Annotated in this window: 21 protein-coding genes; 5 read left to right on the forward strand and 16 right to left on the reverse strand. The window is 70.8% G+C overall.

The window, feature by feature from the left end:
• Positions 1-64: 64 nt before the first annotated feature.
• The 10 genes from recO to hemW all read right to left on the reverse strand — a co-directional run bounded on the left by recO (position 65) and on the right by hemW (position 10,031).
• Positions 65-796, reverse strand: a complete 732-nt coding sequence (gene recO, locus AC08OX_RS01395; RefSeq protein ID WP_476606124.1) for a DNA repair protein RecO — start codon at positions 794-796, stop codon at positions 65-67.
• A 214-nt stretch (positions 797-1,010) separates the two neighbouring features.
• Positions 1,011-1,934 carry a GTPase Era gene (gene era, locus AC08OX_RS01400; protein ID WP_476606125.1) on the reverse strand — a complete coding sequence of 308 codons (924 nt, stop codon included), beginning with the start codon at positions 1,932-1,934 and terminating at the stop codon, positions 1,011-1,013.
• A 1-nt stretch (position 1,935) separates the two neighbouring features.
• Positions 1,936-2,361, reverse strand: coding sequence for a hypothetical protein (locus tag AC08OX_RS01405; RefSeq protein WP_011435714.1), 426 nt, complete (start codon positions 2,359-2,361; stop codon positions 1,936-1,938).
• The gene (locus AC08OX_RS01410; protein ID WP_476606126.1) at positions 2,358-3,722 is read right to left on the reverse strand and encodes a hemolysin family protein; all 1,365 of its coding nucleotides are present in this window, start codon (positions 3,720-3,722) and stop codon (positions 2,358-2,360) included. The genes AC08OX_RS01405 and AC08OX_RS01410 overlap by 4 nt, the downstream gene beginning before the upstream one ends.
• 21 nt (positions 3,723-3,743) lie before the next feature.
• Positions 3,744-4,310, reverse strand: a complete 567-nt coding sequence (gene ybeY / locus AC08OX_RS01415; RefSeq protein WP_476606127.1) for an rRNA maturation RNase YbeY — start codon at positions 4,308-4,310, stop codon at positions 3,744-3,746.
• A gap of 28 nt (positions 4,311-4,338) precedes the next feature.
• Positions 4,339-5,376 (reverse strand): PhoH family protein, encoded by a 1,038-nt coding sequence (locus AC08OX_RS01420; RefSeq protein ID WP_476606128.1) that lies wholly within the window; start codon positions 5,374-5,376, stop codon positions 4,339-4,341.
• 150 nt (positions 5,377-5,526) lie between these two features.
• The gene (locus tag AC08OX_RS01425; RefSeq protein ID WP_476606142.1) at positions 5,527-6,267 is read right to left on the reverse strand and encodes a 16S rRNA (uracil(1498)-N(3))-methyltransferase; all 741 of its coding nucleotides are present in this window, start codon (positions 6,265-6,267) and stop codon (positions 5,527-5,529) included.
• A gap of 75 nt (positions 6,268-6,342) precedes the next feature.
• Complete coding sequence (gene dnaJ, locus AC08OX_RS01430; RefSeq protein ID WP_476606129.1) at positions 6,343-7,488, reverse strand: molecular chaperone DnaJ; 1,146 nt, start codon at positions 7,486-7,488, stop codon at positions 6,343-6,345.
• Positions 7,488-8,507, reverse strand: a complete 1,020-nt coding sequence (hrcA, locus tag AC08OX_RS01435; protein WP_011435708.1) for a heat-inducible transcriptional repressor HrcA — start codon at positions 8,505-8,507, stop codon at positions 7,488-7,490. Before hrcA ends, dnaJ begins: the two co-directional genes overlap by 1 nt.
• A gap of 288 nt (positions 8,508-8,795) precedes the next feature.
• The gene (gene hemW, locus AC08OX_RS01440) at positions 8,796-10,031 is read right to left on the reverse strand and encodes a radical SAM family heme chaperone HemW (protein ID WP_476606130.1); all 1,236 of its coding nucleotides are present in this window, start codon (positions 10,029-10,031) and stop codon (positions 8,796-8,798) included.
• A gap of 225 nt (positions 10,032-10,256) precedes the next feature.
• Between hemW and AC08OX_RS01445 the strand changes: the two genes are divergently transcribed.
• Positions 10,257-10,421, forward strand: coding sequence for a hypothetical protein (locus tag AC08OX_RS01445; protein WP_476606131.1), 165 nt, complete (start codon positions 10,257-10,259; stop codon positions 10,419-10,421).
• Positions 10,422-10,481: 60 nt separating this feature from the next.
• Here AC08OX_RS01445 and lepA read toward each other — a convergent pair whose 3' ends face one another.
• Positions 10,482-12,326, reverse strand: coding sequence for a translation elongation factor 4 (lepA, locus tag AC08OX_RS01450; RefSeq protein ID WP_476606132.1), 1,845 nt, complete (start codon positions 12,324-12,326; stop codon positions 10,482-10,484).
• Between the two features lie 372 nt (positions 12,327-12,698).
• Between lepA and rpsT the strand changes: the two genes are divergently transcribed.
• Complete coding sequence (gene rpsT, locus AC08OX_RS01455) at positions 12,699-12,968, forward strand: 30S ribosomal protein S20 (RefSeq protein ID WP_476606133.1); 270 nt, start codon at positions 12,699-12,701, stop codon at positions 12,966-12,968.
• A 79-nt stretch (positions 12,969-13,047) separates the two neighbouring features.
• On the opposite strand, the gene AC08OX_RS01460 is transcribed toward rpsT, so the two are convergent.
• The 4 genes from AC08OX_RS01460 to AC08OX_RS01475 are packed head-to-tail and all read right to left on the reverse strand — an operon-like array spanning position 13,048 to position 17,764.
• Entirely contained in the window at positions 13,048-13,401 is a 354-nt protein-coding gene (locus AC08OX_RS01460) for a hypothetical protein (RefSeq protein ID WP_476606134.1), read from the reverse strand.
• Positions 13,398-14,402 carry a DNA polymerase III subunit delta gene (gene holA / locus AC08OX_RS01465; RefSeq protein WP_476606135.1) on the reverse strand — a complete coding sequence of 335 codons (1,005 nt, stop codon included), beginning with the start codon at positions 14,400-14,402 and terminating at the stop codon, positions 13,398-13,400. Before holA ends, AC08OX_RS01460 begins: the two co-directional genes overlap by 4 nt.
• A gap of 1 nt (position 14,403) precedes the next feature.
• Positions 14,404-17,049 carry a ComEC/Rec2 family competence protein gene (locus AC08OX_RS01470; protein WP_476606136.1) on the reverse strand — a complete coding sequence of 882 codons (2,646 nt, stop codon included), beginning with the start codon at positions 17,047-17,049 and terminating at the stop codon, positions 14,404-14,406.
• A 7-nt stretch (positions 17,050-17,056) separates the two neighbouring features.
• Positions 17,057-17,764, reverse strand: coding sequence for a ComEA family DNA-binding protein (locus tag AC08OX_RS01475; protein WP_476606137.1), 708 nt, complete (start codon positions 17,762-17,764; stop codon positions 17,057-17,059).
• A 9-nt stretch (positions 17,765-17,773) separates the two neighbouring features.
• Here AC08OX_RS01475 and AC08OX_RS01480 point away from each other — a divergent pair, with 9 nt between their 5' ends.
• The 3 genes from AC08OX_RS01480 to AC08OX_RS01490 all read left to right on the forward strand — a co-directional run bounded on the left by AC08OX_RS01480 (position 17,774) and on the right by AC08OX_RS01490 (position 19,377).
• A complete protein-coding gene (locus tag AC08OX_RS01480) occupies positions 17,774-18,136 on the forward strand; it encodes a hypothetical protein (protein WP_476606138.1) in 363 nt (120 codons plus the stop codon).
• A 357-nt stretch (positions 18,137-18,493) separates the two neighbouring features.
• Complete coding sequence (locus tag AC08OX_RS01485) at positions 18,494-18,688, forward strand: ferredoxin (protein WP_011435700.1); 195 nt, start codon at positions 18,494-18,496, stop codon at positions 18,686-18,688.
• Between the two features lie 125 nt (positions 18,689-18,813).
• Positions 18,814-19,377 (forward strand): HdeD family acid-resistance protein, encoded by a 564-nt coding sequence (locus tag AC08OX_RS01490; protein ID WP_476606139.1) that lies wholly within the window; start codon positions 18,814-18,816, stop codon positions 19,375-19,377.
• Positions 19,378-19,446: 69 nt separating this feature from the next.
• On the opposite strand, the gene AC08OX_RS01495 is transcribed toward AC08OX_RS01490, so the two are convergent.
• Positions 19,447-20,451, reverse strand: a complete 1,005-nt coding sequence (locus tag AC08OX_RS01495) for an SOS response-associated peptidase (RefSeq protein WP_476606140.1) — start codon at positions 20,449-20,451, stop codon at positions 19,447-19,449.
• Positions 20,452-20,566 lie beyond the last annotated feature (115 nt).

Here is a 20,566-nt window from a genome sequence, read left to right on the forward strand (position 1 = left end):
CCCGCCTCGCCGGGATGACCGTCCCGGCCCACACGCAAGACCTCCACCACGGCGCCCGGCCGCGTCACGCCCTCTCCAGATGAGGCAGTGCGCGAAGCCCGCGTTCGAGATGCCACTGGAGATAGGCGGCGGCGATGCCACCGGCCTCCCGCCGGGCGCGGGCGTCACTGACCAGTGCACCGTCCCAGTCACCGCGCAACAGATCCGCGAGCAGCCGCACCGCACCCGCGGACACCGACGCCGCACCGTGCGGGCGACATTGCGGGCACACTACGCCGCCGCCCGGCACGGACAACGACAGGTGCAGCCCGGGCCCACCGCAACGCGCGCAGTGGTCCAGGGCCATCCCATACCCGGACACCGCGAGCGCCCGCAAGAGGAACGCGTCGAGGACGAGCGCGGGTGGGCGCTCGCCGCCGGCGAGCGTACGCAGACCACCCACGAGCAGGAGGAACAGCCGCAGGGCGGGCTGGCGTTCCTCGCTGGTCAACCGCTCGGCGGTCTCGAGCATCACCGCGGCCGCAGTGTACCTCGGGTAGTCAACGGCGATCGTGGCGCCGTAGGGAGAGATGATGTCCGCCTGGGTGACCGTGTCCAGCGCCCGGCCGGAATGCAGCAGCAGATCGACGTACGTGCCCGGCTCCAGCCGCGACCCGAACCGCGAGGACGTCTTGCGGACACCCTTGGCGACGGCCCGCACCCGACCGGTCCGACGGGTGAGCACGGTGATGATGCGGTCGGCCTCGGCGAGGGGGGCCGTGCGTAGGACGACACCTTCGTCGCGATACACCGGCACCCGCCCATGGTTGCACGGTCCCGATTTCATGCGGTGAAGCGAGGTCGCCCGGCAGATGGCCGGTACCGGCCGGATGTTCTCCTGAGGAACCCGCAGGACATCCCGGTCCATAGCCGGGGGGTAGGTATGGCAGTACATTGCGGCATGGATGCGGCATGGATGCGGCATGGATGCGGTGCCGGCGGCGCCTCGGTGGGGCCGGCGGCGAGCCGGCTCAGAACCCCAGGCGACGCAGCTGGCGCGGATCGCGCTGCCAGTCCTTGGCGACCTTGACGTGTAGATCGAGGAAGACCGGGGTACCGAGCAGCGCCTCGATCTGCGTGCGGGCGCGGGAACCGACCTCCTTGAGGCGGGATCCGCCGGTCCCGATGACGATCGCCTTCTGGCTGGGCCGCTCGACGAAGACGTTCACCCGGACGTCGAGGAGAGGACGCTGCGCCGGCCTGCCCTCCCGGGAGACCATCTCCTCCACCACGACGGCGAGCGAGTGCGGCAACTCGTCGCAGACCCCCTCCAAAGCCGCCTCACGGACGAGTTCGGCGACCATCACCTGTTCCGGTTCGTCGGTCAGCTCCCCACCGGGGTACAGCGCAGGCCCGGCGGGCAGCCGGGCGACAAGCACGTCGGCAAGCACGTCGACCTGGTAGGAGCGCACCGCGCTGACTGGAACGATGTCACTGAACTCGCCGAGCCCGGCGATCTCGAGCAGACGGGCGCCGATCCGATCGGGATCGGCGACCCGGTCTGTCTTGGTGAGGATGGCGACCACCGGGGTGCGCTTGGGCAGCCGGGACAGCTCCTCGGCGATGGAGCGGTCCCCCCGGCCGGCCGGCTCGTCCGCGGGCATGCAGAAACCGACGACGTCGACCTCGGACAGCGTGGCCCGCACCACGTCATTGAGCCGCTGCCCGAGCAGCGTGCGCGGCCGGTGCAGCCCCGGGGTATCGACCAGGACGAGCTGGGCGTCGTCGCGGTGGACGATGCCGCGGATGGCGTGCCGAGTGGTCTGTGGTCGCCCGCTGGTGATGGCGACCTTCGTCCCTACCAGCGCGTTCGTCAGCGTCGACTTGCCGGCGTTGGGTCGTCCGACGAGGCAGGCGAAGCCGGCCCGGAACGGCACCGAGGTCGTTGTCGACACGCTAGGTGGTCACCCTGGTCCGGGCGACGCCGTCCGAGCCGGCGAGGAACACCGGGATCCCGGCGCCGAACTCGGCCAACGTCGCCAGGTCGGCGCGGTCGAGCTCGTCCTTCTGCGTGACCACCGCGGCGGCTTCGAACCGGCGGGCGCCACTGGACACCGCGGCGGCCACCGCCGCGCGCAGCGCCGAGATCGCTAGCTCGGCCCGGCCCAGGCCGAGAGTCGCCGCCGCATAGGTGCGACCGTCGGTGTCGCGCAGCGCCGCCCCCTCCGCAGGGTCGCCCGAGGGGGCGTAGGCACGCAGCCGCGCCGCCCTGGCCAGCACCACGAGCTTCGCGTCCTCTGCGGCGAGGTCGAGAGCCGGGGCGCCGTCGGCCGAGTTGCCATCGGCAGGCACGGTTCCCGACCGGGTCGCGTCGGCGGTCACGAATTCACCTTTCTGTCCGACGACGAGCTGCGCACGGGTTCGCCGCCGTCGTCGGATCGGGGAGGCTGCGAGCCGTCGTCGCCGTTCGACGGATGCGGCAACCGCTGGACGACCACGGTGCCAATCTGGTTACGTCGGCCGGCGGCCCGTTCCGCCGACAGCCGCAACCCACCGACCGTGACCGTCGCACCCGGGATGGGCACCCGTCCCAGGGCCGTGGCCAGCAGGCCACCGACGGTGAGGCTGTCATCCGCACCGGGCAGGTCGTCCACGTCGAAGTCAAACAGCTTCGCCAGATCGTCGACGTCGAGCCGGGCGGTCACCCGCGCGGTGTTGGCGTCGATCCACTCCACCGGCGGAACCTCGTTGTCGTACTCGTCGGTGATCTCACCAACGATCTCCTCGAGGATGTCCTCGATGGTGACGAGTCCGGCGGTTCCACCGTACTCGTCGATGACGATCGCCATGTGGGTACGCGACGCCTGCATCTCACGGAGCAGGTCGTCCGCGGGCTTACTCTCGGGCACGAGTGCGGGTGAACGCATGATCTCGGCGATCGCACCATCCTCGCCCCCCTCCCGTTCCCGGCGGACCATGTCCTTGAGGAAGGCGATCCCCACCACGTCGTCGACGCTCTCCCCGATGACGGGGATCCGCGAGAAGCCGCTGCGCAGGGCCAGCGCGAGAGCCTGCCGGACGGTCTTCGTCGACTCGATGAAGACCATGTCCGGACGCGGCACCATCACCTCGCGCACCAGGGTGTCCCCGAGCTCGAACACCGACGCGATCATGTCGCGTTCCTCGCGCTCGATGACCTCGTTCTCCTCGGCGAGGTCGACGAGATCGCGCAGCTCGGCCTCGGATGCGAAGGGACCATCCCGGAAACCAGGGCCGGGGGTGACCGCGTTGCCGAACGCGATCAGCAGCCGGGGCAACGGCCCGAAGATCCGCGCCAGCCGGACCGTGAGACCGGCGCTGGCCAACGCCACCGCAGGGGCGTGCTGGCGGCCGAGGGTGCGGAACATCACCCCGACGAGGATGTACGCGACCAGGGTCGAGGCCAGCGTCCCGAGGCCGATCGCGGCGAACCCGGCCCCGTAGGCGTGCACGAACAGCACCGTGATACAGGCCGCAGCGAGCATCTCCGCGACGATGCGCAGGAGCAGCAGCAGCGCGAGGTAGCGGCCCGGATCGGCCACGACGGTCGCCAGGTTCCGGGCGCCGGCCCGGCCCTGGCGGGAGAAACCCTCGACCGTCACCCGGGAGACCCGGGTCAGGGCCGCGTCGATGCCGCCGAGACCCGCCGCAGCAAGCGAGCCCATCACGGCGATGAAGACGAGAAAAAGATCACTGGAACTCATGCGGACCCCTCTTGTGCCGGGTCAGCGTGCGGGCGCGGCAGGGGGCTCTCCGGCGCCACCGCCACGGCCCTGGTCACCACGGCGGCCCTCGCCGCCGTCCGCGGCACCGCGGGCACCGTCCGCGCCGTCCGCGCCGTCCCACGACGCGAGCAGCTGGCTCTGTACCTTCCACATCTCGCGTTCCTCGTCCGGCTCGGCGTGGTCGTAGCCGAGCAGGTGCAGGATGCCGTGGGTGCACAGCAGGGACAACTCGCGATCGAAGGAGTGACCGGCCTGCTCCGCCTGCCGCCGCGCGACGTCCGGGCACAGCACGACGTCGCCGAGCAGGGTGGTCGGATCGTCGTCGACCGACTCCGACCACGAGGCGTCAAAGGCGTCGTCCTGCGGGAAGGACAGGACGTCGGTCGGACCCTCCTCGCCCATGTACCGGACGTGCAGATCGGTCATCGCCTTCGGCTCCACCAGCATCACCGAGAGCTCGGCGAGCGGGTTCACCTTCATCGCGTCGAGCACGAACCGGGCGAGCGCGGCCAGCCTCACCTCGTCGACGTCACTCGCGCCCGACTCGTTGGCAACGAATACGGCCATCAGCGGTCCTCTCCGACCGCGGCGACGGTCACCGTCGGTCCCGACGAGCAGACCGGGCCGGAGCGGGTGGCGGCGCACTGGCCGCGTCCCAGCGGGCGTAGGCGTCGACGATCTCGCTCACGAGCCGGTGCCGAACCACATCGGAGCTGGTCAGGGATGCAAAATGGACGTCGTCGAGGCCGTCGAGGATCTCCCGGACCACCCGCAGCCCGCTGCGGGTGCCGCTGGGGAGGTCGACCTGGGTCACGTCCCCGGTAACGACGATCTTCGCGCCGAAGCCGAGCCGGGTGAGGAACATCTTCATCTGTTCCGGCGAGGTGTTCTGGGCCTCGTCGAGGATGATGAAGGCGTCGTTCAGCGTCCGGCCGCGCATGTAGGCCAGTGGGGCCACCTCGATCGTGCCGCTCTGCATCAGCCGCGGGATCGAGTCCGGATCGATCATGTCATGCAGCGCGTCGTAGAGCGGCCGCAGGTAGGGATCGATCTTCTCGTACAGGGTCCCCGGCAGGAATCCGAGGCGTTCCCCCGCCTCGACCGCGGGGCGGGTCAGAATGATCCGGTTCACCTTCTTGGCCTGCAACGCCTGAACGGCCTTCGCCATGGCGAGGTAGGTCTTGCCGGTGCCGGCCGGCCCGATCCCGAAAACGATGGTGTGCTGGTCGATCGCGTCGACGTACCGCTTCTGGTTCAACGTCTTCGGCCGTATCGTCCGGCCCCGGCTGGAGAGGATGTTGAGGGTGAGAACCTCGGCCGGCCGCTCCTCCGCGCCGCTGCGCAGCATCGCCAGCGAATGGTCGACATGCTGCGGGCTGAGCTCCGTCCCGGCGTCGAGCAGCGCGATGAGCTCGGCGAACAACCTGGCGGCGAGCTCGTTCTCAGCCGGAGCGCCGGTAATGGTGATCTCGTTGCCACGCACGTGGATATCCGAGGAGAAAGCCTTCTCGATGGTACGGAGCAGCTGATCCTGGTGACCGAGCAGACTCACCATGCTGTGCGGACCGGGTACGACAATGCGCGTCTGGACCCTGGTGTCGGGCGCGACGGGTGGCATAACGGATTCGGGCATAAAGAGCGGCCAGCGAGGCCGGGGCACCTCTCAGGATTGATGATCGCGGTGGGCGGCGCGGCGCGGACGGCCGACACCGGACAGAACCCCTCCAGCCGGAGGGACCACCCAGCGAGGCGGACCACGGACGCTACCTGACCAGTCTATCCATCATCGCGCCAGGCCGTCCCAACGACCGAGGTCCGCGAACACGACCGCCGCGGCCACGACGCCGGCGGTGGATGTGCGCAGCACCGTCGAACCGAGCCGCGACACGATCGCTCCGGCCTCGCCCAGCGTGGCCAGTTCCAACTCGGACACCCCTCCCTCGGGGCCCACGACGAGCACCAGCTCCGCCGCCAAGGCGGCCGGAGCCACTCGCTCCGGCAGCTCAACCGAGCGAGCCAGGCCAACCAACGGTATGGTCGCATCCTCGTGCAGGAGGACGGCAAGCGCCGCCGCCCGCACCCGCTCGACAACCTCCTTCAGGCCGGCCAACTCGCCCACCACCGGCCAGTGCAGTCGGTGGGACTGCTTCGACGCCTCCTCCGCGGCTCTGACCCAGCGTTCCCGGGCCCGCACGCCACGGACACCCTCCCAGCGGGCCACGGACCGGGCCGCCGACCACGGGACGATCTCGTCGACACCGACCTCGGTCAGCATCTCCACCGCCCGCTCGCCCCGATCCCCCTTGGCAAGGGCCTGCACGACAACCAGCCGGGGGCTCGGGGCCGCGGCGGCGACCCGGCGCCGGACCGCGCAGTCGATCTCATCCCGCCGGGCGGCAACGACCTCGCACTCCACCGCACGGCCGAGACCGTCGGTCACGTCGACCGGCTCCCCCGGCCACAGCCGGCGCACCATGGCCGCATGGCGACCCTCCGGACCGGCGAGGGTGAACGAGTCCGCGATCGGCAGCGGCGACAGCCGGAACAGGGCGCTGGTCAGGATACATCCTCTCCGCAGCGGTCACGGCCGATGACCGGGCTAACGGCCGCGGCGCGTGCCCCGCCGCCGGAATAGCCCCGCCGCGCCGCCGGCGGATCCGCCCACGACGGCCGGTGTCTCCTCGTCGCGCAGCTTCGCCAGCTCTCGTAGCAGCCGCTCCTGCTCGCCGTCCAGCTTCGTCGGAGTCTCGACGTTGATGTGGATGTGCAGATGACCGCGCCCGGCGGCCCGCAGATGCGGAACCCCGCGGCCGGCGAGCTTGATGACCTCACCGGGCTGGGTGCCGGGCTTCACGGCGATGGTCTCGGTGCCGTCGAGGGTCTCCAGCGTGGCGGAAGTGCCGAGCGCCGCCGAGGTCATCGGCAGCGGCAGCTCACAGTGCAGATCGTCGCCCTCCCGGGTGAAAACCGGGTGCTGCTTCTCGGAGACCTCGACGTAAAGGTCACCGGGCGGCCCACCGCCGGGCCCGACCTCGCCCTCGCCCGACAGCCGGATGCGCATGCCGTCCTCGACCCCGGAGGGGATCTTCACGGTGAGCGTCCGGCGCTTGCGCACCCGGCCGTCGCCGCCGCAGTCCCGGCAGGGATGCTCGATCACGGTGCCGGTACCCGAACACCGCGGGCAGGGCCGGGAGGTCACCATCTGACCGAGGAAGGAACGGGTGACCTGCTGGACCTCGCCCCGCCCGCCGCAGGTGCCGCAGGTCGACGGGTGCGCGCCGGGAGCCGCACCGGCACCGGTACACGTCGAGCACACCGCCGCCGTGTCCACGGTGATCTCGCGCGTGGCGCCGAACGCGGTCTCGGACAGGTCGAGCTCGATGCGCAGCAGCGCGTCGTTGCCGCGCCGGACCCGGGACCGGGGCCCACGGCTCGACCCGCCGCCGAAGAAGGCGTCCATGATGTCACCGAGGCCGCCGAAACCGGCGCCGAACGGCGAACCGCCACCGCCACTGCCACTGCCACCGGGCGCGAGCGGATCGCCGCCCAGGTCGACGATCTGGCGCTTCTCCGGGTCAGAGAGCACCTCGTACGCGGCCGTGACGCCCCGGAAGCGCTGCTGTGCATCCGGATCTGGATTGACATCCGGATGCAGCTCACGGGCCAGTTTGCGGTAGGCCCGCTTGATCTCGTCGTTCGACGCTTCCCGGCGTACGCCCAGAACGGCGTAATAATCCACTGCCATCAGTCGGCACCCAAGAGTTCACCCACGTATTTGGCGACGGCCCGGACGGCCGCCATCGTCCCCGGATAGTCCATGCGCATCGGGCCGAGCACCCCCATCCCACCCAGCGCGAAGGGACCACGACCGTATCCCGTGGCCACCACCGCGGTGGACCGGAGGGCGTCCACATCCGTTTCGCGACCGATCCGTACCGTTACAGTACCGGTCTCCCGCGCCGAGCCGATGAGTTTCATCAGCACGACCTGTTCTTCCAATGCCTCAAGTATCGACCGCAACGAGTCGGCGAAGTCGACCGGGGACCGCGTGAGATTCGCCGTCCCAGCCATCGCGATGCGCTCCTCCTGCCGCTCGACCAGCGACTCCAGCACGGCACCGGCCACCGTGGTCAGGTAGGGGCGCAGCTCGGAGCGGGTGCTGTCGGGCAGGGCCGCGACGATGTCGGGGGCGTCGACCAAGCGCCGGCCGGCCAGCGCGCAGTTGAGCACGGAACGCAGCTCGCCGGCGACCTCGTCGTCAACGGGTACGAGGCTGTCGACGATACGCTGCTCGACCCGGCCGGTGTCGGTGATGAGGACCATCAGCAGGCGGTACGGGCCGAGCGTGACAACCTCGATGTGCCGGATGCTGCTGCTCGACAAGGAGGGGTACTGCACGACGGCCACCTGCCGGGTGAGCTGGGCGAGCAGCCGCACGGAGCGGCGCACCACGTCGTCCAGGTCGACGGCACCCTCCAGGAAGCTCTGGATCGCCCGACGTTCGGCCCGGGACAGCGGCTTCACCCCCGACAACCGGTCCACGAACAACCGGTAGCCCTTGTCCGTCGGTATCCGTCCTGCGCTGGTATGGGGCTGTGTGATATACCCCTCTTCCTCCAGGGCGGACATGTCATTACGGACAGTAGCTGGTGATACACCGAGATTATGCCGCTCCGCCAGCGCCTTGGAACCCACCGGCTCGTTGCTCAGCACAAAGTCCTCAACAATCGCCCGAAGGACTTCGAGCCGCCGATCCTCCAGCACGCGGTCGCACCCCCTTCACCAGGCGGGACGTGGCCGGGCCACGGTGTGTGCAGCGGCGGACACCCAACTTGGCACTCGGCCGCAGTGAGTGCCAAGTGTAGCCGCCTGCTCAGGTCGAAGCACAGAACATGAGCCACCCCGCGAATGACCGGTGAGGGCCCGGCGACGTCCTCGTAACGAAACGAGCATGCCGGTACCCAGGTTCCGGTCCCGCCCGATCGGGCCACCGGACGGCCGCCGGTCGGGCAGCGGCGTCAGTCGGGCAGCGGCGTCAGTCGGGCAGCGGCGTCAGTCGGGCAGCAGGGCTCGCACGACCGTGTCGGTGAGCAGGCGACCGCGACGGGTGAGACGCACCCGGCCGAACTCCAGGGCACCGGGTTCCACCAGGCCGGACTTCGCGAGCCCGGCGGCGGCCTCCAGGCCGGGCCCGTCCAGCTCACCGACGGCCAGTCCCTCGGCCAACCGGACGCCCAGCATGACCCGCTCGACCCGGCGGGCCTGCGCGTCGAGCTCCTCCCAGGCGGCCGCGGGACTGCGCCCGGCCCCCAGCCGGGCCGCGTACTCCGCCGGATGACGCACGTTCCACCATCGCACCCCGCCGACGTGGCTGTGCGCGCCCGGACCGATCCCCCACCAGTGATCTCCGCGCCAGTACCCCAGATTGTGCCGACACCGGGTATCGGCCCCCCGCGACCAGTTGCTGACCTCGTAGCCGGTCAGGCCGGCCGCGCACAGAGCGTCATCGGCCTGCAGGTAGCGGTCGGCAAGCAGGTCGTCGTCGGGTTCGAGCAGCTCGCCCCGGCGGACCCGGCGGGACAGTTTCGTGCCCTCCTCAACCGTCAGCGCGTAGGCACTGACGTGGTCCGGGCCGAGCTGGATCGCCGCGTCCAGGCTCGCCGCCCAGTCCGCCTCCGACTCGCCCGGAGCCCCGTAGATGAGGTCCAGGCTGACCTGGTCAAAGCCCGCCTTGCGGGCCCAGCGCATCACCTCGGGCACGCGGCCGGGGGTGTGCCGCCGGTCCAGGGCGGCGAGGACGTGCGGACGGCTACTCTGCATCCCGAAGGAGATCCGGGTGTAACCGGCGGCGCGCAGCTGCTCCAGTTGCGCCGGATCCACCGACTCCGGATTCGCCTCGGTGGTGATCTCCGCGTCGGGCGCCAGCCCGAACCCGTCGTCCAGGATCCGCAACAGCCGCCCGAGATCGTCGGCGGTCAACAGGGTCGGCGTGCCGCCACCGACGAAGACCGTGGAGACCACCAGCTCCTGCTCACCAAGCACGGTACGCGCGAGCCGGACCTCGCCGGTCGCGATGTCGACGAACGTCGTGAGGCCCACCGACGACACCAGGGCGCCGCCTAGGTCGGCCGCCGTGTAGGTGTTGAAGTCGCAGTAGCCGCAGCGCGCCGCGCAATAGGGCACATGCACGTAGACCCCGAACGGCCGCCGGGTCACCTCGGCCAGCGCGGCCGCCGGGAGGGCACCGTCGTCCGGCGGGAGCCAGCCGTCGGGAGGCTTTTGTGGCATGCCCCCAGTGTGCCCCCAACGTGTGCTCTCGCGGCAACGCTACGTTTGCCAACCACGCGGGCGGGCCAGGGGTGGCCACACGAGGACCACCTGGGGATAAGGCCGGAATACCCACTTCGGCGATGCTGGCCGGATGTAATGACATTTTGTCATCATTGGGCACAGAAGGGAAAATATGGGTGGTTCACCATGGACCGATCGACGCCGGTGCGAAAAGATCCGGTCATGGACGACGACGCCAGGGCCGTTCTCGACGAGATCTTCGAACTGCTCCCGCCCCGAACCACCGTGTACCGTTCCAGCGCCGCCGCCCCTGTCACGGACCTGTCGTTCTCCGAACCGGCCACCGAACCGATCCGCCTCCCGGCCAGCCCCCTGTCGACCCGCTGAACGGCCGACTCACTGAACAGGCGGATGGCACCACGGTCCCGCGTCGGCCCCGCACCGGACTCACTTCACCGCCGGTTTGCCGGTGTCCGTGGACAGCGCCGCGATGAAGGCCTCCTGCGGCACCTCGACCCGACCGATCGTCTTCATCCGCTTCTTGCCCTCCTTCTGCTTCTCGAGCAGCTTGCGCTTGCGGGTGATGTCGCCGCCGTAGCACTTGGCGAGCACGTCCTTGCGGATGGCGCGGATGTTCTCCCGCGCGATGATCCGGCTGCCGATCGCCGCCTGGATCGGCACCTCGAACTGCTGGCGCGGAATCAGCTCGCGCAGCTTGGTCGTCATGGACACGCCGTAGGCGTAGGCCTTCTCACGGTGCACGATCACCGAGAAGGCATCGACGGTCTCCCCCTGCAACAGGATGTCGACCTTCACCAGATCGGCCAACTGCTCCCCGGCCGACTCGTAGTCGAGGCTGGCATAGCCCCGGGTCCTGGACTTCAGGGCGTCGAAGAAGTCGAAGATGATCTCACCGAGAGGCAGCGTGTACTTGAGTTCCACCCGGTCGGTCGACAGATAGTCCATCCCCTTCAGGACGCCGCGCCGGCCCTGGCACAGTTCCATCACCGCCCCGACGAAGTCGGTCGGCAGCAGCAGCATCGCCTCGACGACGGGCTCGTACACCTCGGCGATCTTCCCGCCCGGCCAGTCACTGGGGTTGGTCACTATGATCTCGGAACGGTCCTCCATGACCACCCGGTAGACGACGTTCGGGGCCGTGGAGATGAGGGTGAGGTTGAACTCGCGCTCCAGCCGCTCCCGGACGATCTCCAGATGCAGCAGGCCCAGGAAGCCGCACCGGAATCCGAACCCCAGTGCCGCGGAGGTTTCCGGTTCGTAGGTCAGGGCGGCGTCGTTGAGCTGAAGCTTGTCGAGAGCCTCGCGCAACGCTGGATACTCGCTGCCGTCGATCGGATACAACCCGGAGTACACCATCGGCAACGGATCCCGATAGCCACCGAGCATCTCCGTCGCCGGCCGCCGGGTAGTGGTGATGGTGTCGCCGACCCGGGCCTGCCGGACGTCCTTGACCCCGGGGATGACGTAGCCGACCTCGCCGACCGACAGCGACCCGGTCGGATGGGGGTCCGGCGAGATGACACCTACCTCGAGGGTCTCGTGGCTCGCGCCGGTCGACATCATCAGACACCGGTCGCGGGTGGTCAGCGTGCCATCGACCACCCGCACATAGGTGATGACGCCGCGATAGATGTCGTAGACGCTGTCGAAGATCATCGCACGAGCCGGACCGTCCGGATCGCCGACCGGGGCGGGCACCCGGCGCACGATCTCGTTGAGCAGCTCCGGCACCCCCTGGCCGGTCTTGCCGGACACGCGAAGCACCTCGCCCGGCTCGCAGCCGATGATCGTCGCGATCTCCTCGGCGTACTTCTCCGGCTGGGCCGCCGGAAGATCGATCTTGTTGAGTACGGGAACGATGGTCAGGTCGTTCTCGATCGCCAGGTACAGGTTCGCCAGGGTCTGCGCTTCGATGCCCTGGGCCGCGTCGACCAGCAGCACCGCGCCCTCGCAGGCCGCGAGCGAACGGCTCACCTCGTAACTGAAGTCAACGTGGCCCGGCGTGTCGATGAGATGCAGAATGTAGTCCCGACCATCGTCGGCCCGCCACGGCAGGCGCACGTTCTGGGCCTTGATGGTGATCCCGCGCTCACGCTCGATGTCCATGCGGTCGAGGTACTGCGCGCGCATGTTGCGCGCCTCCACGACACCGGTCACACCAAGCATCCGATCGGCAAGAGTCGACTTGCCGTGGTCAATGTGGGCGATGATGCAGAAGTTGCGGATCATCGTCGGGTCGGCGCCGGGCGCCAGGTGCGGGGCTGTGGACACGCGGAGGGTTCTCGTTTCGCTCGCGGTGATCACGGTGGAGCCGCCCGTGCCGATATCTGGGTCGACCACCTTCATCGTGCCAGGAGCCGCGCGCAACGTTGCGCCGGTGCGCCGCCGCGCGGGGGTTTGATAATCTGAGTGCCACTGTGACGGGCCGCGTCGTCGTCAGGTCATGATCTGGTCGATCATGACCTGTCCGGTCATGATCTGGTCGCCATTCCGTGCGGCGCCGGTCGCCGGAGGCAGTCGGTTCTCCGCGGTACCTGCTGCTCCCAGGAGCCAGCGAGATATGCCGGATCACCGGGCACGGCCGGTACCCGTACTATGACGTGTCCGCACCACCCCGACTCGACAAATCAGAGGTTCTCCCGCGTGGCCAACATCAAGTCGCAGATCAAGCGCAACCTCACCAACGAGAAGCGGCGGCTGCGCAACAAGGCTGTGAAGTCGGAACTCAAGACGCACGTGCGTCGCTTCCGCGACGCCGTGGATGCCGGTGACGTCGAGCGCGCCGGCGAGACGCTGCGGATCGCGTCCCGCAAGCTGGACAAGGCCGTCAGCAAGGGTGTCATTCACGCCAACCAGGCCGCCAATAAGAAGTCGGCACTGGCTCGCGCGCACGCCAACCTGGCCGCCAGCTGAGTCGTCTTCCTCCAGCCGGGGCGCCGCAGGCGCCCCGGCCTTTCCGCGTGCCCACCCGCTGGTCGGGCCTCTCGCCCGGTCAGAGCCCGCCGCACGGCGTGGAACGGGCTCCGGGCTGCTGTGGGGCCGGTTCCGCCGAGACCTCGTCCGGCCGGATCAGTCGCTCAAGCACTTCGTGATAAGCAACCATCGCGCCGACGGTCAGCGGGAGGACACCGACCACCCAGGCGCTCGCGAGATCACCGAGTGCGATCACCACCGTGACCAGCCCAGTCAAGATCATGAGCAGCCCCCGCATCCAGCCCGCCGGTAGCACCCGCAGGCCGAACCAGCCACCCGGCGGCGGGGCCTCGGGGTCGGCGGCCGGCTGAGTAGCCACGACGATGCCGGCACCGGCTCCCGGACCGTCAGCCGTCCCCGGACCGTCGGTCATCCATGGCTCCCGGCCACCCGGGCCCGCCCGACCAACCTGGCCACGGCGACCTCACGCAACAGTTTCTCCAAGGCGTAACCGGCGTCAACCGCAGCGCCCTTGACGCCGGCGTCGGCCTCGGCGGCCGCCCGCAGGGCCTGGCCGAGACCCCGGTCCGACCATGCTCGGGCGGAGCGCTGCGCCTTCTCGACCTTCCAGTCCGGCATACCCAGGGCTCGGGCGAGATCCCACTTCGAGCCGGGACCCGCGGACGCCACCCGGGCGAGGTCACGCAGACCACCGGCAACGGCACTGGAGACCAGTACGGCCGCGGTACCCCCCTCCAGGGACTGACGCAGCAGCGTCAACGCCTGCGGCAGGTCGCCGCCGATGATCGCGTCCGCGACGGCGAACCCGCTGGCCTCGGCCCGGCCCCGGTGGAAACGGGCCACCGCGGCTTCGTCGATCAGCCCGTCGGTGTCGGCCACGAGTTGATCGCAAACGGCGGCGAGCTCACGCAGATCACCACCGACCGCGTCGAGCAGGGCACGCACCGCGCCGTCGCTGACCCGGCCGCCGAGACGCCGCACCTCGGCGACGACGAAATCGTGACGCTCCCGCGGCTTGGTGATCTTCGCTGCCGGCACGACCCGCGCTCCCGCGGTCTTCAGCACGTCCGCGAGTTTGCGGTTCTTCACCACGCCGCTGTGGACGACGACGAGCACGACGTCGTCGAGCGGACAAGCGATGTACTCCAACAACGCGTCACGCAGATCCTCGGCGAGGTCCTGCGCGCCGCGGACGACCATCACCCGGCCACCTCCGAACATCGAGGTGGCGCCGAGGTCGATCAGATCGGCCTCGCTGAGCTCACCGGCAGCCCGGTCGACGATCTCGACATCGGGATCACGGGCCCGAGCCGCGTCGAGAACCCCGCGCACCGCTCGACCGACGAGTAGATCCTCGTCGCCGGTGACGAGCACGAGCGGCGGCAGCGCAGAGGAGGACACGCAGGTGAGCATGTCACGATCCGCCCCCGGGCCGGCGGAGCACCACCGAGACGCGGACTCGCGCCCCCGGCCCGGAGGCGGCTCCCGCCAGCGACCCGGACTCGGCGGACCCGGCGGGTGCCACCGTGGCGACCACCGCCACCGCGCCGTCGCGGTCGGTCCGGGCGACGGCCATGCCGGACCGGCGCAGCGTCCGCAGGGTGGACGGCGCGGGATGACCATAGCTGTTCCCGGTGCCGACGCTGATCAGGGCGAATCGGGCCCCGGTCGCAGCGAGGAAGGTGGCGTCCTGATCCGCGGCGCCGTGATGGGGCACGTCGGCTCGTAGCGCCGTCCGATCCTCCGGGCTGCCGGTCAACACCCGCTGGGCCGGCGGCTCCACATCCCCGGTGAGCAGGATGGTCACCTCCCCCACCCGTGCGGAGAGCACCAGGCTCGCGTTGTTGGGATCGCTCTCGGTGCCGTGCAACACGGTGCGCGGAGCCAGGACCGTCCAAGAGACCGCCCCCACCTGTGCCCGGGAGCCGATGACGGCCGTTCGCAGCGGCACACCGGCCCGCCGGGTCCACTGTTGGACCCGATGCCGCTGGAGAACGGGTTCCCCCAGCGGACTGCCGAGTACCTCCCCCACCGGAAGCCGGCCGAGCACGGCCGGCAGCCCCTCGACGTGATCAGCGTGGAAGTGGCTGAGAATGACCACCGGTATCCGTCGCACGCCGAGGTCGGAGAGGCAGCGGGTCAGCAGGGCCGGATCGGGGCCGGCGTCGACCAGCACCGCGGTGCCCGGTCCCGCCGACAGCACGAGGGCGTCGCCCTGACCGATGTCGCAGGCGACCAGGCGCCAGCCGGGCGGCGGCCACGGCGCCAGCCGCCCGGCGACGGCGCATCGCGCCAGGAGCAGGCCGACCAGGGCCGCAGCGACCAGTCGCCGCGGCACCCGCCGCCGCAGCGTCGCCACCACGAGCCAGGCGACACCGGCGGCCACGCCCGCTCCCATCACCCCCGTGGGCCACGGCAGCGTCGCGGCAGGAAGGTCGGCGCACCGGCCGGCGACCGTCACCAGCCACCAGCACGGCATATCGGCGAGGTGCGCGAGCAGCCCGGCTGCTGACGGCGACACCGCCGCCACGACCAGCGTCAGTACCCCCAACACGGTCGCCGGTGCGACGGCGGGCACGGCCAGGACGTTCGCGGGCACCGCCACGAGGCTCAGCCCCCCGCCGGTCCAGGCCAACACCGGGGTGCACGCCAGCTGGGCGGCGGCCGCGACGGAGAGCACCTCGGCGATCCGTGCCGGCAGCCGGCGAGCGAGCGCGTCCCGCCAGCCCGGCGCGAGAACGATCATTCCGGCCGTGGCGAGGACGGACAGCGCGAAGCCGACCGAGAGGGCGAGCGCGGGATCCGCCAGGATCAGGACGATCACGCTCGCCGCCAGGGAGGGCAGCACCGCCCTGGGACGGCCAACGGCGAGCCCGAGCAGGCCGACCAGACCCATCGCCCCGACACGCAGCACGCTGGCCGAGGGCCGGGCGAGCACGACGAACCCGACGAGAGCGAGGGCTCCCACCGCGGCGCGCGACCGTGACCCACGCCCGGTCCATCCCATGAGGTAGAGCGCCGAGGCCGTCACGATGGCGACGTTGCTACCGGACACGGCCGTCAGATGGGACATTCCGGCGGCGCGGAAGTCCGCACGCACCGCATCGTCGAGCCCGGAGACGTCGCCGACCACGAGGCCGGGCAGCAGCCCGCGACGCGGTTCGGGCAATCCCCCAGCGGCTCGACGCAGCCCGACCCGCAGCCCCCCGGCGATTCGTTGGATCATTGCGGGTCCGCCGCGGGTCCGCGGTGGGCCGTCGGCGAACAGGACGGCAGCCACGGTGTCACCGACCCGGGGTTCGGCGAGCCTGCCGGAGACGACCAGGTGCTGGCTGGGCAGCAGAGCACCCCAGCCGCCGCCCCGCGCAAGCAGGACCATCGGGGCCCGGACCCGCAGATCCGCCGGTGACGCGGTAAGGCGTTCCGCCCGGACGGAGATCACGAAGGTCACGCGATCGGCGCCGCCGCCCCCCTCTCCTCTTCCCTCTCCGGCTCCGGGCCCGGTTCCCGTCCGGACCGCGGTGGACGAGGAGGTGGCGCGGGGATCGTCGGTGACGACGACCTCGGCGGTGACCGGACGGCCATGCCGGACCAGATCGGCGAGCGGGCCGCTGTCACGCGGACGAGCCGCCAGTCCACCCGCGAGAAACCCGGCGGCCAGGAAGACGAGGGCCGTGAGCACGACGACAGTGCCGCCGGAGCACCGCCCAACGCCCCGGGTGAGCGGCGCGCTGCGCGGCTGCGGCTGCGGCTGCGGCTGCGGCTGCGGCTGCGACGGACGAGACGCGCCCGTAGCCGCCTCGGCCCGAGCGCCGCCCGGTCCCGGGCGAGTCGGCCGACCACCCCGCGGACGGACCTGGACCAGCAGGAACATCGGAGTCGCGACGAGCACCGCACCGGCGGCACCCAGCAACGGAACGGACGGCGGCCAGGTGCCGGCACCCGCCGCGCCAGCCCAGGCCATGACCGCCGGGCCCACCAGCCGGGCGTCCATGGGACGGGAAGCCCCGGACGGCCGTTCCGGCAGCGCGAGTCCGGTCTCCATCCCGACGTCGACCACTGGAACGTCAAACCTTCAGCAATGGCAGCAGATCGGCCAGCCGCTTGTCGCCGACTCCGGTCACCTCCGCCAGCTGCTCGGGCGACCGGAAGGTCCCGTGCGCCGTGCGCCACTCGACGATGCGGCGAGCCAGCACGGGCCCCACCCCGGGCAGACCGTCAAGCTGCTCGGCGGTCGCGGCATTCAGGTCGATCGGACCGGTCGCCGCAGTGGAACCGGCGGATCCGAGACCAGTACCCGCGGGTTGCCCGGCTGCCGTTCCGGGCGGCGCCGGGCCGGGCTTGCCGTAGACGAGGACCTGTTCTCCGTCGACCAGCAACCGGGCCAGGGCGAGGCCGGTCGTGTCGGTGCCCGGGAGCACTCCCCCAGCGCGTTCGATCGCATCCACCACGCGCGCGCCCGCCGGGAGCCGGACGACCCCCGGCCGGGCCACCCGGCCGGCGACGTCGACCACCACCTCGCCGCTCGCCCCGGTGCGGGCGGCCCTGGCCGTCGGTGCCGAAGTCACGCTCGTATCCGTGGCGGAGGTGGCCCCGTGGTCCGAGTGGTCCGACCAGGCGTTGCCAGCCGCCGCCGACTCCCCCGTCCGGGGGGTACCGACCTCGGAGGATGCAAGCGGCACCGGGCGGTGCTGCCAGGAGAACCAGGCGGTCATGAGCGCGGCGGCGAGGGCGACCAACGCGAGAACGAGGGCGGCCCGGGCGGCCGGCGCCACCACGATGCCATGCAGCGCAGCCGGAAGCCGCCTGCGGATGACGCCGACCAGATCGCCCCGTGGAACTCCCGGCGCCGTCCGGCCGGCCGATGGCCCGCGATCAGGTCCCCGGCCGCCCTCGTCCTCGCCATCGTCCATCTCGCGCCCCGCACGGGGGTGGACCGGACGGCGCCGATCCGTTCGGCCGACGACCGGCCGGCCAAGATCGGCCCCGTCCGCCGCGAGCTCGTCCGCGGCCCATCCGCCGGCGGCCCGGTCCTCATCAAGGAACACGCCCTCGCGAATCCCGAACAGGTCGGACTCGTCGCCACCGATCTCCTGCTCGTCCTCGGTGAACGTGGCGTCACGAACGCGGCGGGATCCACCAGCTGAGCCGTCTACTGGGGGGTCCGGCGGACGCAACGGCACGGTGGCGTCGTCCGACGGCAGCAGGTCCAGCGATGGCCATCGCGACGAAACGGACGTTTCAGGCGGAAATGCGTGGACGGGAAAGCGCGGCGACGGGGCCGACAGCGGGTACCCGGGACCAGGGGTGGATTCGACCATGGCTGGACCGTAGATCGATCACGGCGGCTCCCGCTCCGCTCGCCGCCGTCCTGTGGACAGCCGCCCGTCGTCCACAGCCCCCGCCCAGTGGCCTGCCGGGGTCCCGGTTCTGTCGCAGCCACGGGCTCGGCGGTAAGGTCCGCTCGACACTGATTTGTGGGAGCACCACTGGGAGGTGCGCCGATGCGCGTGACTGTCGACTACGACCGCTGCGCGAGCAGCGGAACCTGTGTCCGTCTCGTCCCGAACGTGTTCGAGATCCGCGACGACGGCTTCCTCTACCTCCTCGACGAGGAACCCGACGACGCCAGGTGGGACGACATCCAAGAGGCTGTTGACTCCTGCCCGACCGAGGCGATCAGCATCTCCGACAGCTGATCACGGCGTGGCGGTCGGCCGGGAGAGTGAGTCGCGGTAGCGACTCACCGGAACCGGGTAGAGACCTTCTGGCGAGAGCGGCCCGCGCGTATCCGGGCGGAGCCCCGACCCGGGGAGGTGCCTCGATGGCCACGATCTACCGGCAGCACCGACGTCAGCAAGCCCCCAGCGCGCTGTGGCCGGCGTTGCTCCTGCTCGGTGCGGCGGTCACCGTGCTGGGACTTCTGCTGATCACGAACCCCTTCGCGACAGCCCGCACGCTGGCGGTCCTCGCCGGGGTGGCACTCGTGCTCTCCGGTATCAGCGAGACGATCGCCGCGGTCCGGTCGGAGAACACTGCGGGGACCGCCCTGTTCGGGATCATGCTTGCGCTCGGCGGCGTCATCGTGCTGCTGTGGCCGGGAGTCACCCTCCGAGTCGTCGCGCTGCTCGTCGGCGCGATACTGATCATCACCGGGGTCGTCCGGGCCCTGGTGACCTGGGCGAGCAGATCCTCGCGCGGGACCGGCCGCGGCATCGCCGGTCCGCTCGCCCTGGCCGCGCTCAGTGTCGTCCTCGGCGTGCTGGCGCTGACCTGGCCGGGAAAGACGATCATGGTACTAGCGGTGATCTTCGGGATCCAACTGATCGTCACCGGTGTCACCGAGATCGCGCTCGGGCTCGCGCTTCGCCCGCACGGTCACTCCTGACCTCCGGCGACCATCCGTTCTCCGGATTTCCGGCGGATTAACCCGCGATTGCCGAGCGCGCCCGCCGAGTCACCCGCCTCCCGGCCCCGCGGCGGTGCCTTTGCCCGGGGCATTGACGGGGGTATCGACCGGGTCATGGACCGGGTCGATGCCGAACGACGACAGATCGACGGTGCCGCCCGCCCGCGCGGACGGACCGGTACCACCGCCGACGGAACCACCGGACCGCTCCGGGTCCACTGCGAGAGCCGTCCGCCCGCCCGCCTGCGCGACGGCCGCGGCGACCACCGGATCGATCTCGACGGGATCGATGAGATGACGACCCTTGTTCCGGACACTGCCCACCTCGGCCGCGACCGGATGCGCCGCGACCACCCCGGCCGGAGCCGGCCGCAGCAGCGAGGCGAACGCGGCGGGATCGCGGACCGAGGGATCCATCCAGCGATCCCAGGCAGCCTCGGGCAGGATCACCGGCGAGCGGTCGTGCAGGAACTCCAGCCCCGCGGCGGCCCCGGTCGTGAGGATCGTGAAGGTCACCAGCGGGGCCTCACCCCGGCGCCGGACCTCGTAGAGACCCGCGAACGCGAAGATCCCGCCGGTCGCGGGATGGCCCGCGGGACGGATGTAGAAGGGTTGCCCCCGCCGCGAGCCACCACCCGGATGAAACCACTCGTAGAAACCGGTCGCCGGGACGAGGCAGCGCCGTGCGGCGAAGGCCGATCGGAACGCCGGCTTGGTCGCCGCCGTCTCCGACCACGCATTGATCATCTTTGCCCCGATCGTCCGCTCCTTGGCCCAGGACGGCACCAACCCCCAGGTCGCGAGGCGAAGGACCCGCTCGGTCCGGGCGGCAGCCGGCGGCTTCCCGGCCGGGTGCCGGCCGGCCGGGGTGAGGCGCGCCTCACCCCGAAGAGCGCCGTCCGGGAGCTCACGCGGCTCGGCGATGACGATCGGCATCGCCGAGGTGGGCGCCACGTTGTAGTTCTCCGTCACCCCGCCGGCAGTCTCGTCGCGAGCGGACATCGCCGCGGCGAGGTCGTCGGTCTTCAGCTTCTGGGTGTACCGACCGCACATGGCGCCAGTGTGGCACCCGAGTCCGACAGTTCCAGGTTCCGCGCGGAGGTCACCCGAACGCGAAGGTCACCCGAACAGCGTGGCGAGGCCACCGGCCAATGCGCCGAGGTTGACT

It is taken from the genome of Frankia sp. CoBUL1 (assembly GCF_978021245.1).

Excerpts from the sequence above, each read along its gene's own strand:
- hemW (WP_476606130.1), bottom strand. The coding sequence starts at position 10,031 with ATGCCACAAAAGCCTCCCGACGGCTGGCTCCCGCCGGACGACGGTGCC.
- AC08OX_RS01495 (WP_476606140.1), bottom strand. The coding sequence starts at position 20,451 with ATGTGCGGTCGGTACACCCAGAAGCTGAAGACCGACGACCTCGCCGCG.
- AC08OX_RS01490 (WP_476606139.1), top strand. The coding sequence starts at position 18,814 with ATGGCCACGATCTACCGGCAGCACCGACGTCAGCAAGCCCCCAGCGCG.
- AC08OX_RS01460 (WP_476606134.1), bottom strand. The coding sequence starts at position 13,401 with ATGACCGACGGTCCGGGGACGGCTGACGGTCCGGGAGCCGGTGCCGGC.
- AC08OX_RS01410 (WP_476606126.1), bottom strand. The coding sequence starts at position 3,722 with ATGAGTTCCAGTGATCTTTTTCTCGTCTTCATCGCCGTGATGGGCTCG.
- AC08OX_RS01480 (WP_476606138.1), top strand. The coding sequence starts at position 17,774 with ATGCAGCGCAGCCGGAAGCCGCCTGCGGATGACGCCGACCAGATCGCC.
- ybeY (WP_476606127.1), bottom strand. The coding sequence starts at position 4,310 with ATGGCCGTATTCGTTGCCAACGAGTCGGGCGCGAGTGACGTCGACGAG.
- AC08OX_RS01420 (WP_476606128.1), bottom strand. The coding sequence starts at position 5,376 with ATGCCCGAATCCGTTATGCCACCCGTCGCGCCCGACACCAGGGTCCAG.
- dnaJ (WP_476606129.1), bottom strand. The coding sequence starts at position 7,488 with ATGGCAGTGGATTATTACGCCGTTCTGGGCGTACGCCGGGAAGCGTCG.
- holA (WP_476606135.1), bottom strand. The coding sequence starts at position 14,402 with ATGCTCACCTGCGTGTCCTCCTCTGCGCTGCCGCCGCTCGTGCTCGTC.
- AC08OX_RS01445 (WP_476606131.1), top strand. The coding sequence starts at position 10,257 with ATGGACGACGACGCCAGGGCCGTTCTCGACGAGATCTTCGAACTGCTC.
- AC08OX_RS01485 (WP_011435700.1), top strand. The coding sequence starts at position 18,494 with ATGCGCGTGACTGTCGACTACGACCGCTGCGCGAGCAGCGGAACCTGT.